Genomic DNA, 14,849 nt, shown 5'->3' on the forward strand with positions numbered 1-14,849 from the left:
CACCGGAGATTCCGGAACCGAAAGGGGAGGCGACGACTTATGGGCCTCGGCGGATGCATCATCCTCATCGCCGTGGGAGCCATCCTCACGTTCGCGACCGACTGGCACATGCAGGGCGTCAACCTCGACCTCGTCGGCGTCATCCTGATGGCCGTGGGCCTGATCGGCATCGCCACGTTCAGCGGCATCGCCCGGCGCCGGCGTGTGGTGGTCCCGCCGACCCCGGTGGTCGAGGAGGAGCCCCACCACCACCGCGGCGACGGCTACACCAACGGGTACGGCGTGTGAGGGTTTTCCGGCCCGCGCCGGAGAGCGTGTCCGGGTCCGTGATGACCGGACGGTGCCGGGGAACGGTACCCGCATGAGATACCTCGTGCGGGACCGGATCCTCGGCATCGGTGACGACTACTGGATCGAGAACGAGCAGGGCGACAAGGCCTTCCTCGTCGACGGCAAGGCCATGCGGCTGCGGGACACCTTCGAGTTGAAGGACGCCCAGGGGCGGGTCCTGATCGACATCCACGAGAAGATGTTCGCCCTGCGCGACACCATGGTGATCGAACGGGACGGCGAGGGCCTGGCCACCATCCGGCGCAAGCGGCTGTCGCTGCTGCGCAACCACTACCGGGTGTCCCTGGTCGACGGGACCGAACTGGACGTCAGCGGCAAGATCCTGGACCGGGAGTTCGCCGTCGAGTACGACGGCGAACTCCTCGCCGTGATCTCCCGGCGCTGGCTGCATCTGCGGGACACCTACGGCGTGGACATCGTGCGCGAGGACGCCGATCCCGCGCTGCTGATCGCGGTGGCGGTGTGCGTGATCCACCTGGCGGAGAAGGACGACCGGGACGACGAGGACTGAGGGCGACGAGGACTGAGCGCCCTCGCCTTCCCCGTCACGGCTCCTCGTCCGTGGCGTCGCTCACCCGTGGCGCCGGGGTGGCTCCAGGCCGAGGACGCGGTCCTTCAGGGCCGGGAACTGCTCGCGGGTCGCCGCCACCTTCGCCGGGTCGAAGTCGACCGTGAGGACCTCCTCGCCGGCGCCGGCCTCGGCCAGCACCTCGCCCCACGGATCCACCACGATCGAGTGACCCGCCTGCGGAACTCCGGCGTGCGTCCCGGCCGTTCCACAGGCGAGCACGAACGCCTGGTTCTCCACCGCCCGCGCCCGGGCCAGCAGCGTCCAGTGCGCGCGTCGCCGTTCGGGCCAGCCCGCCGGGACCACCAGCGTCTCGGCGCCGGCGTCGACGAGGGAACGGAAGAGCTCGGGGAAACGGAGGTCGTAACAGGTGGCCACGCCCAGGGTGGTGCCCGGCAGGCGTACGGTCACGAGGTCCCGCCCGGCGCCCATCAGCACGGCCTCGCCCTTGTCGAAGCCGAAGCGGTGGATCTTGCGGTAGGCCGCGGCCAGCTCACCGGAGGGGGAGAAGAGCAGAGAGGTGTTGTACAGAGGGCCGTCGGGATCGCGCTCGGGAACGGAACCGGCGTGCAGCCACACGCCCGCGTCGGCCGCCGCCTTGGCCATCGCCTCGTACGTCGGGCCGTCGAGCGGCTCGGCCTGCGGGCCGAACTCCTCGTAGGCGAAGGCGCCGGTCGTCCACAGTTCGGGCAGGACCACGAGGTCGGAGCCGGCCTGCTCACGCACCAGCGAGGCCACTCGCTGCCTGCGCGAGGCGACCGATTCGTCCTCGTCCACGGCGATCTGGATCAGCGAGGCGCGCACACTACCACCGTCCTGGCATTCGAGTCGTCCACACAGGCCTACGATCGTCACACGAAAGCACTGCCGGGGTGCCTCGGAGCAGCGTAACTTAGCGTTTCGACATCACCGCCGAGTGCAGCCACCTCCCGCTGGCAACGCCGCCACCACCTGCCCGTGTACCAAACGCCGAGGGGTCCCGTTCCGTGAGTCTGCATCCCACCCTCCAGCCCTACGCCGACGCCTGGACCCACTCGATCGACGCGATATCCGAAATGGCGCAGTCGCTGGTCGAGGGGGAGTGGAACCGACGGACCCCGTGCCCCGGGTGGTCGGTCCGGGACGTGGTCTCCCACGTCATCGGCATGGACTGCGAGATGCTCGGGGACCCGCGGCCCATCCACAGCCTGCCCCGTGACCTCTTCCACGTCACCAACGAGCACCAGCGGTACAACGAGATGCAGGTCGACGTCCGCCGTCACCACACGGCGCCGGAGATGACGGCCGAGCTGGAGTACACGGTGATCCGCCGCAACCGCCAGCTGCGCAACGAGTCCCGGGAGCCCGGCACCCGGGTGCGCGGCCCGATGGGCAAGGAGATCACCCTCGAGGAGGCCATGCGGGCCCACGCCTTCGAGATGTGGGTGCACGAGCAGGACCTGCGCACGGCGCTCGGCCGCCCCGGCAACCTGGACTCGCCCGGTGCGCACATCGCCCGTGACGTCCTGCTCGAGGCGCTGCCCCGGGTCGTCGCGCAGGACGCGCAGGCGCCGCGCAGCTCGGCGGTCGTCCTCGACGTGCACGGCCCGGTGGAGTTCCTGCGCACCATACGCGTCGACATCCAGGGCCGCGGCACCCTGGAGACGGCCCCCGCTCTCGGCCCCGCCGCCACCCTCACCCTCGACTGGGAGACGTACGTCCGCCTCGCCTGCGGCCGCGTGACCCCGGAGGCGGTGGCGGACCGGGTGAAGGCGGAGGGCGACCCGGACCTGACGGCAGCCATCCTGCGCCATTTCGCGGTGACGCCGTAGCGACGCGGAAGCGGGTGCCGGGTGCCCTGTACGCCCACTGACGTGCCCGGCACGAGCATGCGGGCGAGGGGTGACGGTCCGCGGCGCGGCTCGGCGCCCGCTCACGCGACCGGCATGCGGTCACGCCGGTACGTGGACCGTCTCCACGCGGCTCGCCACCAGCCGCTCCCGCTCGCGGCGGGCCGCGCGGGCGCGGAGGCGGAGGATCTGGGTGATGCCGAGGGCCTGGAGGACGAAGACGGCGGAGAAGGCGACCGTGTAGTCGTCCCCGGTGGCGTCCAGGAGGACGCCGATCGCGAAGAGCGTCGTCATCGAGGCGATGAAACCACCCATGTTGGTGATGCCGGAGGCGGTTCCCTGTCGCTCGGGCGGGTTGGCCGGTCGGGCGAAGTCGAAGCCGAGCATGGAGGCCGGGCCGCAGGCGCCGAGCACCGCGCAGAGCACCAGCAGGAGCCACATCGGCGCGTGGTCGCCGGGCCAGAAGAGGGTCAGGGCCCACACCGCCGCCGTCGCCGCCACCGTGCCCAGCGCGAGCGGCAGCCGCGCCGCGTGGTGCCGGGCGACGATCTGGCCGTAGACCAGCCCGATCACCATGTTGGACAGCACGACGAGCGTGAGCAGTTCGCCCGCGCCGGCGCGGCTCATCCCCTGGGCCCGGACCAGGAACGGCAGGCCCCACAGCAGCAGGAAGACCATCGCCGGGAACTGGGTGGTGAAGTGCACCCACAGCCCGAGCCGCGTGCCGGGCTCCCGCCAGGACGCGGCGATCTGCCGGCGGACGTAGGCCGCCCCCTGGTGCGGGAACGGCTCGGGCTCGTGCCCCTCGGGGTGGTCCCTGAGGAACAGCAGCGTCAGCGCGAGGACGGCCGCGCCCGCCAGCGCGCTGCCCGCGAACGCAGCGGTCCAGCCGACGCCGTGCAGCAGCCGGGCGAGCAGCAGGGTGGAGACCAGGTTGCCCGCCATGCCCACGAGGCCGGCGAGCTGCGCGATCAGCGGCCCGCGCCGGGCCGGGAACCAGCGGCTGCCCAGGCGCAGCACGCTGATGAAGGTCATCGCGTCACCGCACCCGAGCAGCGCCCGCGAGGCCAGCGCCGTGCCGTACGACGGGGAGAACGCGAAGCCCAGCTGGCCGGCGGTGAACAGCACGGCGCCGAGGCTGAGCACCTTCTTCGTGCCGAGCCGGTCGACCAGCAGGCCCACGGGTATCTGCATGCCCGCGTAGACCAGCAGCTGCAGGATCGAGAAGGTGGACAGGGCGGAGGCGTTGACATGGAAGCGGTCGGCCGCGTCCAGGCCGGCCACGCCCAGGGACGTACGGAAGATGACGGCGACGAAGTAGACGGCGACGCCGACCGACCACATGCCGACCGCGCGCCGGCCGCCCGGAGGGTCGCCCGGCAGGACGGCGCGGCTCATCGCACCTCACCCCGGGCGAGATGCGAGAACCAGCTCACATGCCGGTGCACGAGCCCGACGGCCGCCTCCGCGTCGCCGGAGCGCAGCGCGTTCAGGATCTCCCCGTGCTCGGCGAGTGTCTTGGCGATCCGGTCGGGGTGGGAGTGCAGCACGGCGACGCCCATCCTGAGCTGCCGGTCGCGCAGCTGGTCGTAGAGGCGGGAGAGGATCTCGTTGCCGCCGCTGCGCACGATCTCGGCGTGGAAGCAGCGGTCGGTCACCGCGGCACCGGCCAGGTCGCCGGCCGCGGCCTGCGCCTTCTGCTGCTCCAGCAGTTCCGCGAGCCGCTCCACGAGCCCCGCCGGGGCGGGCACGGCCTTGCGGGCGGCGTGTTCCTCGACCAGCAGCCGGGTCTCCACCACGTCGGCGATCTCCTGCGCGGAGACGGGCAGGACCAGGGCGCCCTTCTTGGGGTACAGCCGGATCAGGCCCTCCACCTCCAGCCGCAGCAACGCCTCTCGCACAGGCGTGCGGGAGACGCCGACGGCCTCCGCCAGCTCGCCCTCGGTGAGGAGGGTGCCGCCCTCGTAACGGCGGTCGAGAACGCCCTGCTTGATGTGGGTGTAGACGCGGTCGGCGGCGGGTGGTTGCTTCACGGGCGTGACCATGTCCACAGGATAGATACAAGGCGTACGCATGAACCCGCCCCGTCCAGCATGCGGACGTGACGCAGATCTCTCTCAGCGGCGGCACAACCATCTGTGCTACCTACGTGTCAGACACGTGCGGCCCCACTCTTGTGCCACTCAACTCGGCCGCACATCAGGGTCATTCAAGACAATCGGGGTACTTCACTTTGATTACCGGCATCAAGGGCACCCGCCGCATCCGCCGAGCAACCGCCGTCGCCGTCACCTCCGGCGCGCTGCTCGCCACCGGGGCCCTCACCGCGGCGCCCGCGCAGGCCGTCACGACGCCCTCCATCGTGGCCAAGGGCGGCTACGTGATGAACAACGCGAACAGCAAGACCCTGTACACCAAGGCGGCGGACACCAAGCGCTCCACCGGCTCCACCACCAAGATCATGACCGCCAAGGTCGTGCTCGCGCAGTCGAACCTCAACCTCGACGCGAAGGTGACGATCCAGAAGGAGTACAGCGACTACGTCGTCCGCAACAACGCCTCCCAGGCGCACCTGATCGTCGGCGACAAGGTCACCGTCCGTCAGCTGCTGTACGGGCTGATGCTGCCGTCCGGCTGCGACGCCGCCTACGCGCTCGCCGACAAGTACGGCACCGGCTCCACCCGCGCCAAGCGCGTGGCGAACTTCATCGGCAAGATGAACACGGCCGCCAAGAACCTGGGCCTGCAGAACACGCACTTCGACTCCTTCGACGGCATCGGCAACGGCTCCAACTACTCGACGCCGCGCGACCTGACGAAAATCGCCAGCAGCGCGATGAAGAACTCCACGTTCCGCACGATCGTCAAGACCAAGTCGTACACGGCCCGGACGATCACCAAGACCGGCAGCACCCGCGTGATGAACCCGTGGACCAACACCAACGGGCTCCTCAGCAGCTACAGCGGCACCATCGGCGTCAAGACCGGCTCCGGCCCGGAGGCCAAGTACTGCCTGGTGTTCGCCGCGACGCGGAACGGCAAGACGGTCATCGGCACCGTCCTCGCCTCCTCCTCCATCCCGCAGCGCGAGGCGGACGCCAAGAAGCTGATGAACTACGGCTTCGCCAAGCTCGGCTGACCTTCGTCGAGCCACCGGCACCCGGGCCCGTCGCCGAGCGCGGCGGGCCCTTGCCGTGCCGACGCACCCCGCACGGACTCGTAGGCTGACTCCGACATGGACACACTGGGGGACGGCGCCGAGCCGTGGGAGACGGCCGCCGCGCTGGTCCGGGCCGCGCAGGGCGGGGACGCCCTCGCCCTGGACGATCTGCTCACGCTGGTCACGCCGTACGTGACCCGGCTGTGCCGGCCGCTCGCGCCGTACGACGTCCAGGACGCCGTCCAGGAGTCCCTGACGGCCGTCTTCCGGGGCCTCGGCGGACTGCGCGATCCGCTCGCCCTCTACGGCTGGGTGCGCACGGTCACCGTGCGCGAGGCCGTCCGGGTGGCCCGGCGCACGGCCGTCGAGGAACCGGCCGACCCCGCCGACCCGGCCGGCCTCGGCGGGCTGTGCTCCGGTACCGACGGCGACCTGCCCGCGGACGTACGGGACGTCCTGTCCCGGCTTCCGGTACGGCACCGGGCGATCCTGGTCCTGCGCGAACTGGAGGGCCTCGACGAGGCCGCCGTCGCCGGTCTGCTCGGCGTTCCCGCCGGCACCGTCAAGTCCCGGCTGCACCGGGCCCGTTCAGCGTTCCGGAAGGCGTGGTCGCGATGAGCACGGATCCCGTACGGCGCCTGCGGGTGCTGGCCGCCGGCCTGCACGCCGGGCTGTACGCCGAGGAGCGGCTCGACCTGCCGTACGAGCGGGTGTGGGAGGTCGCCGCCGACCTGTCCGGCGAACTGCCCCATCTGGTGCCGTTCCTGCGGGAGTTCCGGGTCCCGCCGGGCGACGCCGACCGCAAGCAGGCACTCGCGGTGGGGCGTTCGGGCCTGCGGGAAGCCTTCGAGGTACGGCTCGCCCCCGGCTGGTGCCTGATGCAGTCGCGGCTGGTCGTGGGCGGCATGGCGGCCGTCCCCGAGGACGGCGGCACGCTTTTCGCGGTCCTCGGCGCGACCCGCCCGGCCGTCCTGCGCCCGGCCCAGTGGCTCTACGGCCGACTGCTCGGCGAGCGGCGCGGACGGGCGTTCGTGCACCGCGTCGCCGAGCGGGCGGGGCTGCGCTAGACCCGGCGGCGAAGAAGCCGCGCCGGGCCCTGGCGGCGGATGGTACGTGGCCGAGCTTCGTCATCCCCCGGCGGTGAACAGGTTCCGGACGGCCTCTGCGACCTCCTCCGGCCGCTCCTGCGGCAGATGGTGACCGGCGCCCGGCACCAGCCGTACCCGCAGCTCGTCGGCGTACGGCTGCGCACCGGCCAGCAGCGACGGCGCGACCACGTTGTCCCGCTCCCCGCCCAGCAGCACCGTGGGCACGGTCAGCCGCTGCCGCCGCAGGGTGCCCCGCAGCAGGGCGGGGATGTCGTGCAGCACGTACTGCCAGAACAGGGCCTGGGCGGCGGACGCGCTCGCGGAGGTGGCCGCCGCGTACTCGGCGAGATCGGCCTCGGGCCACACCGCCGGATCGGCGACCTGGTGGCGCAGCAGGAAGCGGGTGAACCCGGGCCAGTGCCGCAGAACCGCCCGGCCGAGCACCGGGTACTCGACGAACGCCGTGTACCACATGCGCCACAGGTTCGGCAGGACGGCCCGGTGCCGGGGCCAGGGGTGGGACATGTTCAGCGCCAGGTACCCGCTGAACCGCTCCGGCGCCCGCAGACACAGCCGGAAGCCCAGGTGGGCACCCCAGTCGTGCCCGACCAGACCGACGCGTTCGAGGCCGAACGCGTCGAGCAGCGCGAGGGCGTCCCCGGCCAGGGAGTCCATGTCGTAGCCGCGTGCCGTGCCCTGCGACCAGCCGAAGCCCCTGAGGTCGGGGCAGATCAGCCGGTACCCGTCCCCGACCAGGGCGGCCACCCGGTGCCAGGCGTACCAGTGCTGGGGAAAGCCGTGCAGCATCAGCAACGGGGTGCCGCTGCCGTACTCGGCGACGTGCAGGCGGGTGCCGCGGACCTCCGCCCAGCGGTGCGCGGCACGGGCGTCCTCGGGCAACGGCCGGTCGGACACGGTCATGGTGTGCGGTGCCATGCAGGACCCCTCTCGGGTCGGCGCGGTCCCCCGTCGGGTCCGCATCGCCGGGTCAGGAGTCGGGAGCGGTGCGAAAGGTTCCCCGCAATCCTGGAGGGTGTCAGCGCAGGCCGGGCAGCCGGCGCAGTTCGGGGACGCGCAGGAGCCGGGCGAGCACGAGGAAGACCAGGGCGAGGGCCAGGGCGCCGGCGGCCGTCGCGACGGCGGTGGCTGCCGTGCCCCGGTCGCCGACGGCCTGCGCACAGCCCCTCGCCACCGCCCAGCCCGCGGCCCCACCGCCCGCCCCCGCGCACAGCAGCTTGGCGTACGTGCCGCGCAGGGCGCCGTCGTCGAGGCGGCCACCGGTGCGGCGGGCGAGGAGACGGGCGGTGAGGAGCAGCCCGGCGAGGTAGGAGAGGGTGTAGGCGCCGGCCATGCCGGTCACCGCCCAGCGGGTGGGCAGCAGGACGTGACAGGCGGTGGCGAGGGCGATGTTCACGGCACCGGTCCACACCGCCATGAAGAACGGCGTACGGGTGTCCTCGAAGGCGTAGAAGCCGCGCAGCAGCAGGTACTGGGCGGAGAACGGGATCAGACCGGGCCCGAACGCCTGGAGCATGTGGCCGAGGGGCCGCGCGGAGGCCGCGTCGGCGGTGCCGTGCGCGAAGAGCAGGGTGGCCAGGTGCGGTCCGAGCGCGACGAACAGGAACGCCGCCGGCACGATGACGACCCCGCTGATCCGCAGCGCACGGGACAGGTCCGCGCGCAGATCGGTGATCCGGCCCTCGGCGGCGGCCCTGCTCATGCGCGGCAGCAGGGCGGTGACCAGGGAGACGGTGACGATGGACTGGGGCAGCATCCAGATGGTCTGCGCGTAGCTGTACGCCGTGTAGCCGACGCCCGCCTTCGGCATCGCCTGGTCGGCGGCGTTGGCGTAGTTGGTCACCACCGTCAGCGCGACCTGGTTGGCCAGCACGAACAGCAGGGTCCACTTGGCCGCGTGCACGCCCGAGCCGAGTCCCGTGCCGCGCCAGTCGAAGCGGGGCCGGAACCGGAACCCGGCGGCGCGGGCGAAGGGGATCAGCGCGAGGGCCTGTACGGCGATCCCGGCGGTGGTGCCGATGCCGAGCCAGCGGACCTGCGCGGCGGTGACGTCGGCGACCGAGTGGGGCACGGTCATCAGCCCCAGGTAAGTGCCGAACATGCCGATGAGCACGAGGTTGTTCAGCACCGGCGTCCACATCATCGCGCCGAACCTCTCGCGGGCGTTGAGCACCTGGCCGAGGATGGAGAAGAGGCCGTAGAAGAAGATCTGGGGCAGCAGGAACCGGGCGAAGACCACCGTCAGCCGGTACGCCTCGTGCTGCTCCGGCGTGTCCCGCATGTACACGCCCACGATCTCCGGCGCCGCCCACACCGCGAACGCGGTCCCCACGGCCAGCACGGTGACGACCAGCGTCACCAGCCGCTGCTCGTACGCCCGCCCACCGTCGGGCTGCGTGGCCCGCGCCCGCACCAGCTGCGGCACCAGCACGGCGTTCAGCGCGCCGCCGATCAGCAGCGTGTACAGACTCGTCGGCACGGTGTTGGCCGTGTTGTACGTACTGGCCAGCAACGCGTTGCCGAGAGCGGCCGCCTGCAGCACGGTCCGGATCAGCCCGGTGGCCCTCGAAACGACGGTCCCGACCGCCATGAGCGCGGAACTCCGGACGAGCCCGCCCTGCCCGGCCCCCTTCCGCACCTTCGCATGCCGCGCCGTGCTGTTCGCTGCCCCCGTCATCATGCGCTCAACTTACGGCAGTTGAGATCACTTACGAGCAGGATGCGCCGCGAAGGGAGCCCAGGCGACGGGGCCCACCGTGAGGACGGGCCCGGCGGGGTCCTTGGGGCCCCGGACGGCGACGGTGTCGTTCACAGCTCCTTGCGGATGCGTTCCATCAAAGTGGCGGAGTCCCGGGGGGCGAGCCCACAGCGAGCGATCCGCTCGAACGAGGCGTTGTGCCGGGCTGCGTCCTCCTCCCTCTCCAGCCACGGCGTGTCCATGTAAACCACGTCCGCGCCGGCGAGTTGTGCACGAACGCCTTACTGCACGGCTGCCTGCACGACCCCTCATCCGCCTGGAGATCTCGCTGCGCGGCACCACGCTCCGCATCGCGGTCACGGATCCGGGAGGAGAACGCCGGCCTCAGGCGCGTGCGGCCGGGGACGACGATCAGGCGGAGTCGGACGTGCCCATGGACGGGCCGTGAGACCCGCGAGACGACCACCGTACGTACGATTGACCACGCCATCGAGGCACTGGCGTGGACGCGGGGGAGGCGTACGACATGGCCGTTCGCGGGACGGAGACAGGGCACAGAGGCGGCGCCGACCTACGGGTGTCGCGCAACGATCTCACCAAGTTGGCGAAAGATCTTGACGACATGCAGGACCACCTGGACAGGCAGGTCAAGCGCATGGATGAGATCGTCGACCGCATCGAGGCCGGCTGGCAAGGCCCGGCGGCAACGGCGTATCGGGAGTTCCATCGCGCGGCGGCCGAGGACGCCGTACGCATCCGGGACGTGATGAAGCAGCTTGAGGAAGCCGTACGGCTGAGCCGTGACGGCTTCAGTGCCGACGATCTGCACGTGCTCGAACAGATCAACCGAGTCCACGTCGACATCGCAAGCGAGGTCGACAGACTTTCCACGCCGAATCCCGGAGCCGACGCCGACCCGGCTGCCCCGCGCAGCGCCCTCGACGGCTTCTGACACCCCAGAGCTTCGCGTACCCGTTTCGCATACACAGTCACCGACACCAAGGGGGATTCATGTCGACCGGTGCCGCCGACGACCACATAACCGTCTCGTTCGCCACACTTCACGAACTCGCCGCCGACCTGGAAGACATCCTCAAACAGCTCAACGGCAAGCTGGACGACCTGTACGACCGTGTCGAACCGGTCGTGCTGTCGTGGAAGGGCGAAGCTCGCGAGATGTTCGTGAAGAAGCTCGAGGAGTGGGACCGCTCCGCACAAGATCTACAGGCGGCCCAGAAGTGGCTGCACGCATACGTCACCACTGGCCACGCCAACTACGCGGCGGCGCATCAGGCAGTGCTGCGCGGCTGGGGAGCCGCCTGATGGGAACGCCGGCCCCGTCGTCGAGCGGCACCATCGATGTCAAGCCGTCCCATCTGCACTTCGTCGCGGGCAGCTTCGCCGGGCAGCAGACACCATTCGACAAGGCCGCCAAAGATCTGCTGACCGAACTGCACAAGTATCCGGACGCCGGCGGCTACGGCACCGCCGCACAAGACTTCGCCAAGGCGTACGTCGAGGTCGGCAGTCTCTTCCTCGACGTGTGGGCCAGGTCCGTGGAGAGCATCGGCGGTGCCGCCATCGGATTCGCCACCACGGCCAACAACTACTCCAAGGCCGAGGCGGCCAACGACGCGTCCGGCAAGACCAAGCCCCAGACCCAACCACCGCCTCAGGTCATCCACAAAGCACCGGACTACGGATCGGTGCCCGACCTCAAGTGGGGTGACGACGACGGCGGTGACGACTTCATCCGCTCGCTGCTCGAGTGCATACCCGACGCCGTGTGGCACATCATCCGCCCACTGCTCAAGCACGCTTTCCGCTGGGGCAAGGTGCCGGACGTCTACCCCTTCCCGCAGCAGCACTATCTCAACTCGCTGTCCCAGTCCTGGGCAGACATGACCATCACGCTCTCCACCACGGAGAGCATGCTCACTGGATACATCAGCGGCATCACTCAGCAGAGCAACAGCGAGTGGTACGACGCCATGCGGCAGTTCTGCAGTGCGCTCTGGGGTACCACGGCCTGGGGCAAGAACGACCCCGGCGCTCCATATCAGTGGAAGCACGACAGCGCCTCCAGCCCGACCGCCACGCACCCGGTCATGTCGGTCCTCTTCGACAGCGCGAAGAAGATCAGCGACCTGCTCCGCGAATTCGCGGAGGCCGCGGTCGACCTCAACGACAAGGTCTGGAAGATATATTTTGATGCCGTGAAGCAGGCGATCGGTAACATCGACCTCAGCGACGGCCTGGACATGGAGGACGTCAAAGAAGGAGCCAAGACCGTCGGACGCTTCATCGGAGGCCTGTTGAAAGCGGGTGCGGAAGTCGGAACCGAGATCACTCTCAACATCGACACCGCCGCTCTGAATGCCGTGGTGGATCACTACACCGCACGAGTCAACACATTGACGCCGCAGTTCCACGAACTGAAACCACACCTGGAGGAGGCAGAGCGCAGTGCCCCCACCTACAACGCAGAGGAGGCGCGCGCCGAGGCGTTCGGGGCCAGGGCGCTCAACGACTTCAAAAACGAGCACAAATACACCAAGGACGAGGACGAGAAGAACCACTTCTATCCGCTTGACCTGGCCAATGACGAGGGGTTGTACGGGGGCCACTCCGTCGACAAACACGTAGGTCTGACCGACGACCAGCTCAGAGGCCGGCTCCGGGACGATCCGAGTGCGAGCTCTGCGTCGAGTTTCAAGGACCTGACGTCTGCTCAGCGTTACACACAGTCGGCTCTCGACGACATCGACAATGCGGATCGAATAGAAAAATGGATTGAGCGGGTCGAGCGAAGAAAGCGCAATAATCCAAGCTGGGACCCCAATAATTCCAAGATACAGCCCCCCGTCGAGCTGTCCTTCAACGAAGCCACCGGCTCGACCGTCAGCGCCGCGGACTACGCCGCACACGGCAATGCGGCCCAGGCCAGTGATACCCACCGGGTACGAGTCGTACTACGATACCGAGAGGGACTTGTACCGCCGTTCATCGTCGTCACCTCAATGCCAGTGAGTTGAAATTCCCGGGAGGAGACACCTTGTTGTCCTTCACTTGGTCCGCCTTCGACAGGGGCCCGGTGGCCAGAGTTCTTGATTTGGCGATCACCTGTCAGGAATCCCGAGGAAAATACTCACTGACTGACGAGCTGGCGGCCTTCGTCCGTTTGGTGGCCTCTTCCAACGAGACGCAATGGCTCTGTCCTGTCCCCACTGTCACGGCGCTTCTCGACCTCGCGGCCGAGCACCTCGACCGGGGAGGCTCGCTGTCGGAGGAGTTCACGGCGAAGCTCAGCCGTGCTGCGGAGGGCATGGACGGTGGCGAGTACCTGCGCACGCTGGCGGGCACTCTTCGTCTCGTCGAGCAGGACTCCCGCGACGAGATCGACCTGCCGCCCGGCTCCGAGTGGGAGACCCGCGTGAGGTTCCGCAGGCTACAGGGGTTCTATGACAACTGGATCGCACAGGGCGAGTATCCGTCGCTCGAAGACGCGATCAGCGCGGCGATCGACTCGGAGCACCCATTCTGCGGGGAGTTCCTCGGCCCCGTCGCCTCGGAGGCCCAGTACGCCCTCGTGCGCATACTGGATTCGGTTGGCTCGCGGGCCCGGCTCCTGAACAGGATGCCCTGGGCCGCCCCCGCAACACTCACCACGTTGCTGACGACCGTCGCAACTCACATGAGAGACCATCACCCCACCCCGACGCCGGACTCGGACCAGCCATGACCACCACGCAGCGCTCCGCCACTTACCCCGACCGCGAAACGGCCCGATGGGCCACCCAGCAGGTCGTCACCGGCAACCAGCAACTCATCCATCGCTGGCTGGCCCAGTCCACCCGTCCTCGGCTGACCGTCGAGGCTTCCTGGCCGTCCCGGTCCGAGCCCGTGGGGCGCGTGCTGTTGCAGGCGATGATGCTGGCAGGCCGGGAGCCCGTAGACGTGCACGCCGCCCGGGTGATCCTCAAACGCGACGACTCCCGACCGCACGGGTTCGCCGTCCACGCCACATTTCCGATCTACCTGTGACCCCATAGAGGCTGACCACAGTGCCCCTGAGCCCCCTTGAACACGATCGCCGTTACGGCGAGCTCGACCAGGTCGTGCGCGCCTACCTCGGGCAGCCGGCGGACGACACCCCGGACCGGCCCAGCCATGCGCTGATCGCCTATCTCCGGCACACGTGGCATCACCGCCCTTGGGCCCTCGCCGTAGCGGAACGGCAGTTGCGCGAGTACGCCGACAACCCACCGGGCCGACTGCGCCTGCGCCTGGGTGAGTTCTACGCCATTCCCGACGTGGGCGTTTCTGAGAACAACATCCAGCAGTGGCTGTACTGCCTCGCCGACCACATCAAGCACAGCATCGAAACGGGTGAGGTTCCGCACCCGGCCACCCCCGCGACGCACTGGGAATGGCATGCCCGCTTCCCCGAACTCGGCCAGTTCCTCGGCGGCTGGTTCTCCCAGGACATGCCAGACGAGTTCGGCGACCACGACGCGGCCATCGACGACTATCGGAACTCGTCCGATCCTCAACTGGTCGCTCGGCTGGTCGGAGAGATGCACGAGTTGCTCGCACTCGCTCTGGACGAGACCGATTTCGCCCTGGCGCTTGCTGAGCTAGGGATGGAGGTCGACCCCCCGCCGCCGTACTCACCCAGCGGCTGGCTCGCTCTGGTCGCCGGGCAGCTCCCCGTGCCTCGTGCCGAGGACGGTCCCGACGCAGGGTCAGCGCTCGGGTAAGCAGCAAGTGCGCGCTGGGGCCGGCTTCATGGAGCGAGACGCGGCAGACGGCGTCGCCTCCGCGTCGGAGCGCTTCTCGGGCCTGCGGCGGCAGGAGGGTCACGGTCTCAGGTCTCCCGCAGGCAGGGAGTGGCGTCGAAGGAAGAGGCCGAGGTGCGGCCCGCTGGCGGCAGCGGCTGCGGAGAATGGCCCCCCCGGTGTTCCTCGACCAGCCCTGGCCGGACGGACCAGGACCCGAGCCGCGCACCCCGAGGTGGGGTGCGCGGCTCAGGTCGGTCAGGACCAGGTGATCAGGCGCTTGGGCTGCTCCAGGATCGCGGCGATGTCGGCGAGGACCTTGGAGCCCAGTTCGCCGTCGATCAGGCGGTGGTCGAAGC

Annotated in this window: 19 protein-coding genes; 12 read left to right on the forward strand and 7 right to left on the reverse strand. The window is 69.7% G+C overall.

From position 1 onward, the window contains the following. Window positions 1–39: 39 nt before the first annotated feature. Window positions 40–288 (forward strand): DUF6458 family protein, encoded by a 249-nt coding sequence (locus tag ACZ404_RS32065; protein WP_468446027.1) that lies wholly within the window; start codon window positions 40–42, stop codon window positions 286–288. 73 nt (window positions 289–361) lie between these two features. Then, window positions 362–862, forward strand: a complete 501-nt coding sequence (locus ACZ404_RS32070) for an LURP-one-related/scramblase family protein (protein ID WP_468446029.1) — start codon at window positions 362–364, stop codon at window positions 860–862. A 60-nt stretch (window positions 863–922) separates the two neighbouring features. Here ACZ404_RS32070 and ACZ404_RS32075 read toward each other — a convergent pair whose 3' ends face one another. Then, window positions 923–1,723, reverse strand: a complete 801-nt coding sequence (locus ACZ404_RS32075) for a carbon-nitrogen family hydrolase (RefSeq protein ID WP_468446031.1) — start codon at window positions 1,721–1,723, stop codon at window positions 923–925. Between the two features lie 182 nt (window positions 1,724–1,905). On the opposite strand from ACZ404_RS32075, the gene ACZ404_RS32080 reads away from it, so the two are divergent. After that, window positions 1,906–2,730 carry a maleylpyruvate isomerase family mycothiol-dependent enzyme gene (locus ACZ404_RS32080; RefSeq protein WP_468446033.1) on the forward strand — a complete coding sequence of 275 codons (825 nt, stop codon included), beginning with the start codon at window positions 1,906–1,908 and terminating at the stop codon, window positions 2,728–2,730. Between the two features lie 120 nt (window positions 2,731–2,850). Here ACZ404_RS32080 and ACZ404_RS32085 read toward each other — a convergent pair whose 3' ends face one another. Both ACZ404_RS32085 and ACZ404_RS32090 read right to left on the reverse strand, forming a co-directional pair. Next, window positions 2,851–4,146: an MFS transporter gene (locus ACZ404_RS32085; RefSeq protein ID WP_468446035.1), complete on the reverse strand. Its 1,296-nt coding sequence runs from the start codon at window positions 4,144–4,146 to the stop codon at window positions 2,851–2,853. Continuing rightward, window positions 4,143–4,793 carry a GntR family transcriptional regulator gene (locus ACZ404_RS32090; protein WP_468446037.1) on the reverse strand — a complete coding sequence of 217 codons (651 nt, stop codon included), beginning with the start codon at window positions 4,791–4,793 and terminating at the stop codon, window positions 4,143–4,145. The genes ACZ404_RS32085 and ACZ404_RS32090 overlap by 4 nt, the downstream gene beginning before the upstream one ends. A 188-nt stretch (window positions 4,794–4,981) precedes the next feature. Between ACZ404_RS32090 and ACZ404_RS32095 the strand changes: the two genes are divergently transcribed. The 3 genes from ACZ404_RS32095 (at window position 4,982) to ACZ404_RS32105 (ending at window position 6,975) form a co-directional block, all read left to right on the forward strand. Further along, window positions 4,982–5,887, forward strand: coding sequence for a D-alanyl-D-alanine carboxypeptidase family protein (locus ACZ404_RS32095; RefSeq protein ID WP_468446039.1), 906 nt, complete (start codon window positions 4,982–4,984; stop codon window positions 5,885–5,887). Between the two features lie 96 nt (window positions 5,888–5,983). Beyond that, window positions 5,984–6,526, forward strand: a complete 543-nt coding sequence (locus tag ACZ404_RS32100; protein ID WP_468446041.1) for an RNA polymerase sigma factor — start codon at window positions 5,984–5,986, stop codon at window positions 6,524–6,526. Next, window positions 6,523–6,975: a hypothetical protein gene (locus ACZ404_RS32105; protein ID WP_468446043.1), complete on the forward strand. Its 453-nt coding sequence runs from the start codon at window positions 6,523–6,525 to the stop codon at window positions 6,973–6,975. The genes ACZ404_RS32100 and ACZ404_RS32105 overlap by 4 nt, the downstream gene beginning before the upstream one ends. A 60-nt stretch (window positions 6,976–7,035) precedes the next feature. On the opposite strand, the gene ACZ404_RS32110 is transcribed toward ACZ404_RS32105, so the two are convergent. The 3 genes from ACZ404_RS32110 to ACZ404_RS32120 form a co-directional block, all read right to left on the reverse strand. Then, window positions 7,036–7,932, reverse strand: a complete 897-nt coding sequence (locus ACZ404_RS32110; RefSeq protein WP_468446045.1) for an alpha/beta fold hydrolase — start codon at window positions 7,930–7,932, stop codon at window positions 7,036–7,038. Between the two features lie 100 nt (window positions 7,933–8,032). Beyond that, window positions 8,033–9,691, reverse strand: a complete 1,659-nt coding sequence (gene murJ, locus ACZ404_RS32115; protein ID WP_468446065.1) for a murein biosynthesis integral membrane protein MurJ — start codon at window positions 9,689–9,691, stop codon at window positions 8,033–8,035. Between the two features lie 131 nt (window positions 9,692–9,822). After that, window positions 9,823–9,954 carry a hypothetical protein gene (locus ACZ404_RS32120; RefSeq protein WP_468446047.1) on the reverse strand — a complete coding sequence of 44 codons (132 nt, stop codon included), beginning with the start codon at window positions 9,952–9,954 and terminating at the stop codon, window positions 9,823–9,825. A 284-nt stretch (window positions 9,955–10,238) separates the two neighbouring features. Between ACZ404_RS32120 and ACZ404_RS32125 the strand changes: the two genes are divergently transcribed. The 6 genes from ACZ404_RS32125 to ACZ404_RS32150 are packed head-to-tail and all read left to right on the forward strand — an operon-like array spanning window position 10,239 to window position 14,472. After that, complete coding sequence (locus tag ACZ404_RS32125; RefSeq protein ID WP_468446067.1) at window positions 10,239–10,664, forward strand: WXG100 family type VII secretion target; 426 nt, start codon at window positions 10,239–10,241, stop codon at window positions 10,662–10,664. Between the two features lie 59 nt (window positions 10,665–10,723). Beyond that, window positions 10,724–11,035 carry a WXG100 family type VII secretion target gene (locus ACZ404_RS32130; protein WP_468446049.1) on the forward strand — a complete coding sequence of 104 codons (312 nt, stop codon included), beginning with the start codon at window positions 10,724–10,726 and terminating at the stop codon, window positions 11,033–11,035. Beyond that, on the forward strand, window positions 11,035–12,747 hold the full coding sequence (locus ACZ404_RS32135; protein ID WP_468446051.1) for an RNase A-like domain-containing protein: 1,713 nt from the start codon (window positions 11,035–11,037) through the stop codon (window positions 12,745–12,747). The genes ACZ404_RS32130 and ACZ404_RS32135 overlap by 1 nt, the downstream gene beginning before the upstream one ends. Before the next feature lie 59 nt (window positions 12,748–12,806). Next, window positions 12,807–13,454 carry a hypothetical protein gene (locus tag ACZ404_RS32140; RefSeq protein ID WP_468446053.1) on the forward strand — a complete coding sequence of 216 codons (648 nt, stop codon included), beginning with the start codon at window positions 12,807–12,809 and terminating at the stop codon, window positions 13,452–13,454. Next, window positions 13,451–13,756, forward strand: a complete 306-nt coding sequence (locus ACZ404_RS32145) for an RNase A-like domain-containing protein (RefSeq protein ID WP_468446055.1) — start codon at window positions 13,451–13,453, stop codon at window positions 13,754–13,756. The genes ACZ404_RS32140 and ACZ404_RS32145 overlap by 4 nt, the downstream gene beginning before the upstream one ends. A 20-nt stretch (window positions 13,757–13,776) precedes the next feature. Next, entirely contained in the window at window positions 13,777–14,472 is a 696-nt protein-coding gene (locus tag ACZ404_RS32150; protein ID WP_468446057.1) for a contact-dependent growth inhibition system immunity protein, read from the forward strand. A 276-nt stretch (window positions 14,473–14,748) separates the two neighbouring features. Here the strand turns inward: ACZ404_RS32150 and ACZ404_RS32155 are convergent. Then, window positions 14,749–14,849 (reverse strand): 2-oxo acid dehydrogenase subunit E2 (locus ACZ404_RS32155; protein ID WP_468446069.1); only part of this gene is annotated, 101 nt, incomplete at its 5' end.

Source organism: Streptomyces sp. NPDC030798 (genome assembly GCF_055572275.1).

Bases quoted from the DNA above. Each gene is read 5' to 3' on its own strand.
- ACZ404_RS32065 (WP_468446027.1), top strand. From the start codon at position 40: ATGGGCCTCGGCGGATGCATCATCCTCATCGCCGTGGGAGCCATCCTC.
- ACZ404_RS32070 (WP_468446029.1), top strand. From the start codon at position 362: ATGAGATACCTCGTGCGGGACCGGATCCTCGGCATCGGTGACGACTAC.
- ACZ404_RS32085 (WP_468446035.1), bottom strand. From the start codon at position 4,146: ATGAGCCGCGCCGTCCTGCCGGGCGACCCTCCGGGCGGCCGGCGCGCG.
- ACZ404_RS32090 (WP_468446037.1), bottom strand. From the start codon at position 4,793: ATGGTCACGCCCGTGAAGCAACCACCCGCCGCCGACCGCGTCTACACC.
- ACZ404_RS32100 (WP_468446041.1), top strand. From the start codon at position 5,984: ATGGACACACTGGGGGACGGCGCCGAGCCGTGGGAGACGGCCGCCGCG.
- ACZ404_RS32105 (WP_468446043.1), top strand. From the start codon at position 6,523: ATGAGCACGGATCCCGTACGGCGCCTGCGGGTGCTGGCCGCCGGCCTG.
- ACZ404_RS32110 (WP_468446045.1), bottom strand. From the start codon at position 7,932: ATGGCACCGCACACCATGACCGTGTCCGACCGGCCGTTGCCCGAGGAC.
- murJ (WP_468446065.1), bottom strand. From the start codon at position 9,691: ATGACGGGGGCAGCGAACAGCACGGCGCGGCATGCGAAGGTGCGGAAG.
- ACZ404_RS32120 (WP_468446047.1), bottom strand. From the start codon at position 9,954: ATGGACACGCCGTGGCTGGAGAGGGAGGAGGACGCAGCCCGGCACAAC.
- ACZ404_RS32125 (WP_468446067.1), top strand. From the start codon at position 10,239: ATGGCCGTTCGCGGGACGGAGACAGGGCACAGAGGCGGCGCCGACCTA.
- ACZ404_RS32130 (WP_468446049.1), top strand. From the start codon at position 10,724: ATGTCGACCGGTGCCGCCGACGACCACATAACCGTCTCGTTCGCCACA.
- ACZ404_RS32135 (WP_468446051.1), top strand. From the start codon at position 11,035: ATGGGAACGCCGGCCCCGTCGTCGAGCGGCACCATCGATGTCAAGCCG.
- ACZ404_RS32145 (WP_468446055.1), top strand. From the start codon at position 13,451: ATGACCACCACGCAGCGCTCCGCCACTTACCCCGACCGCGAAACGGCC.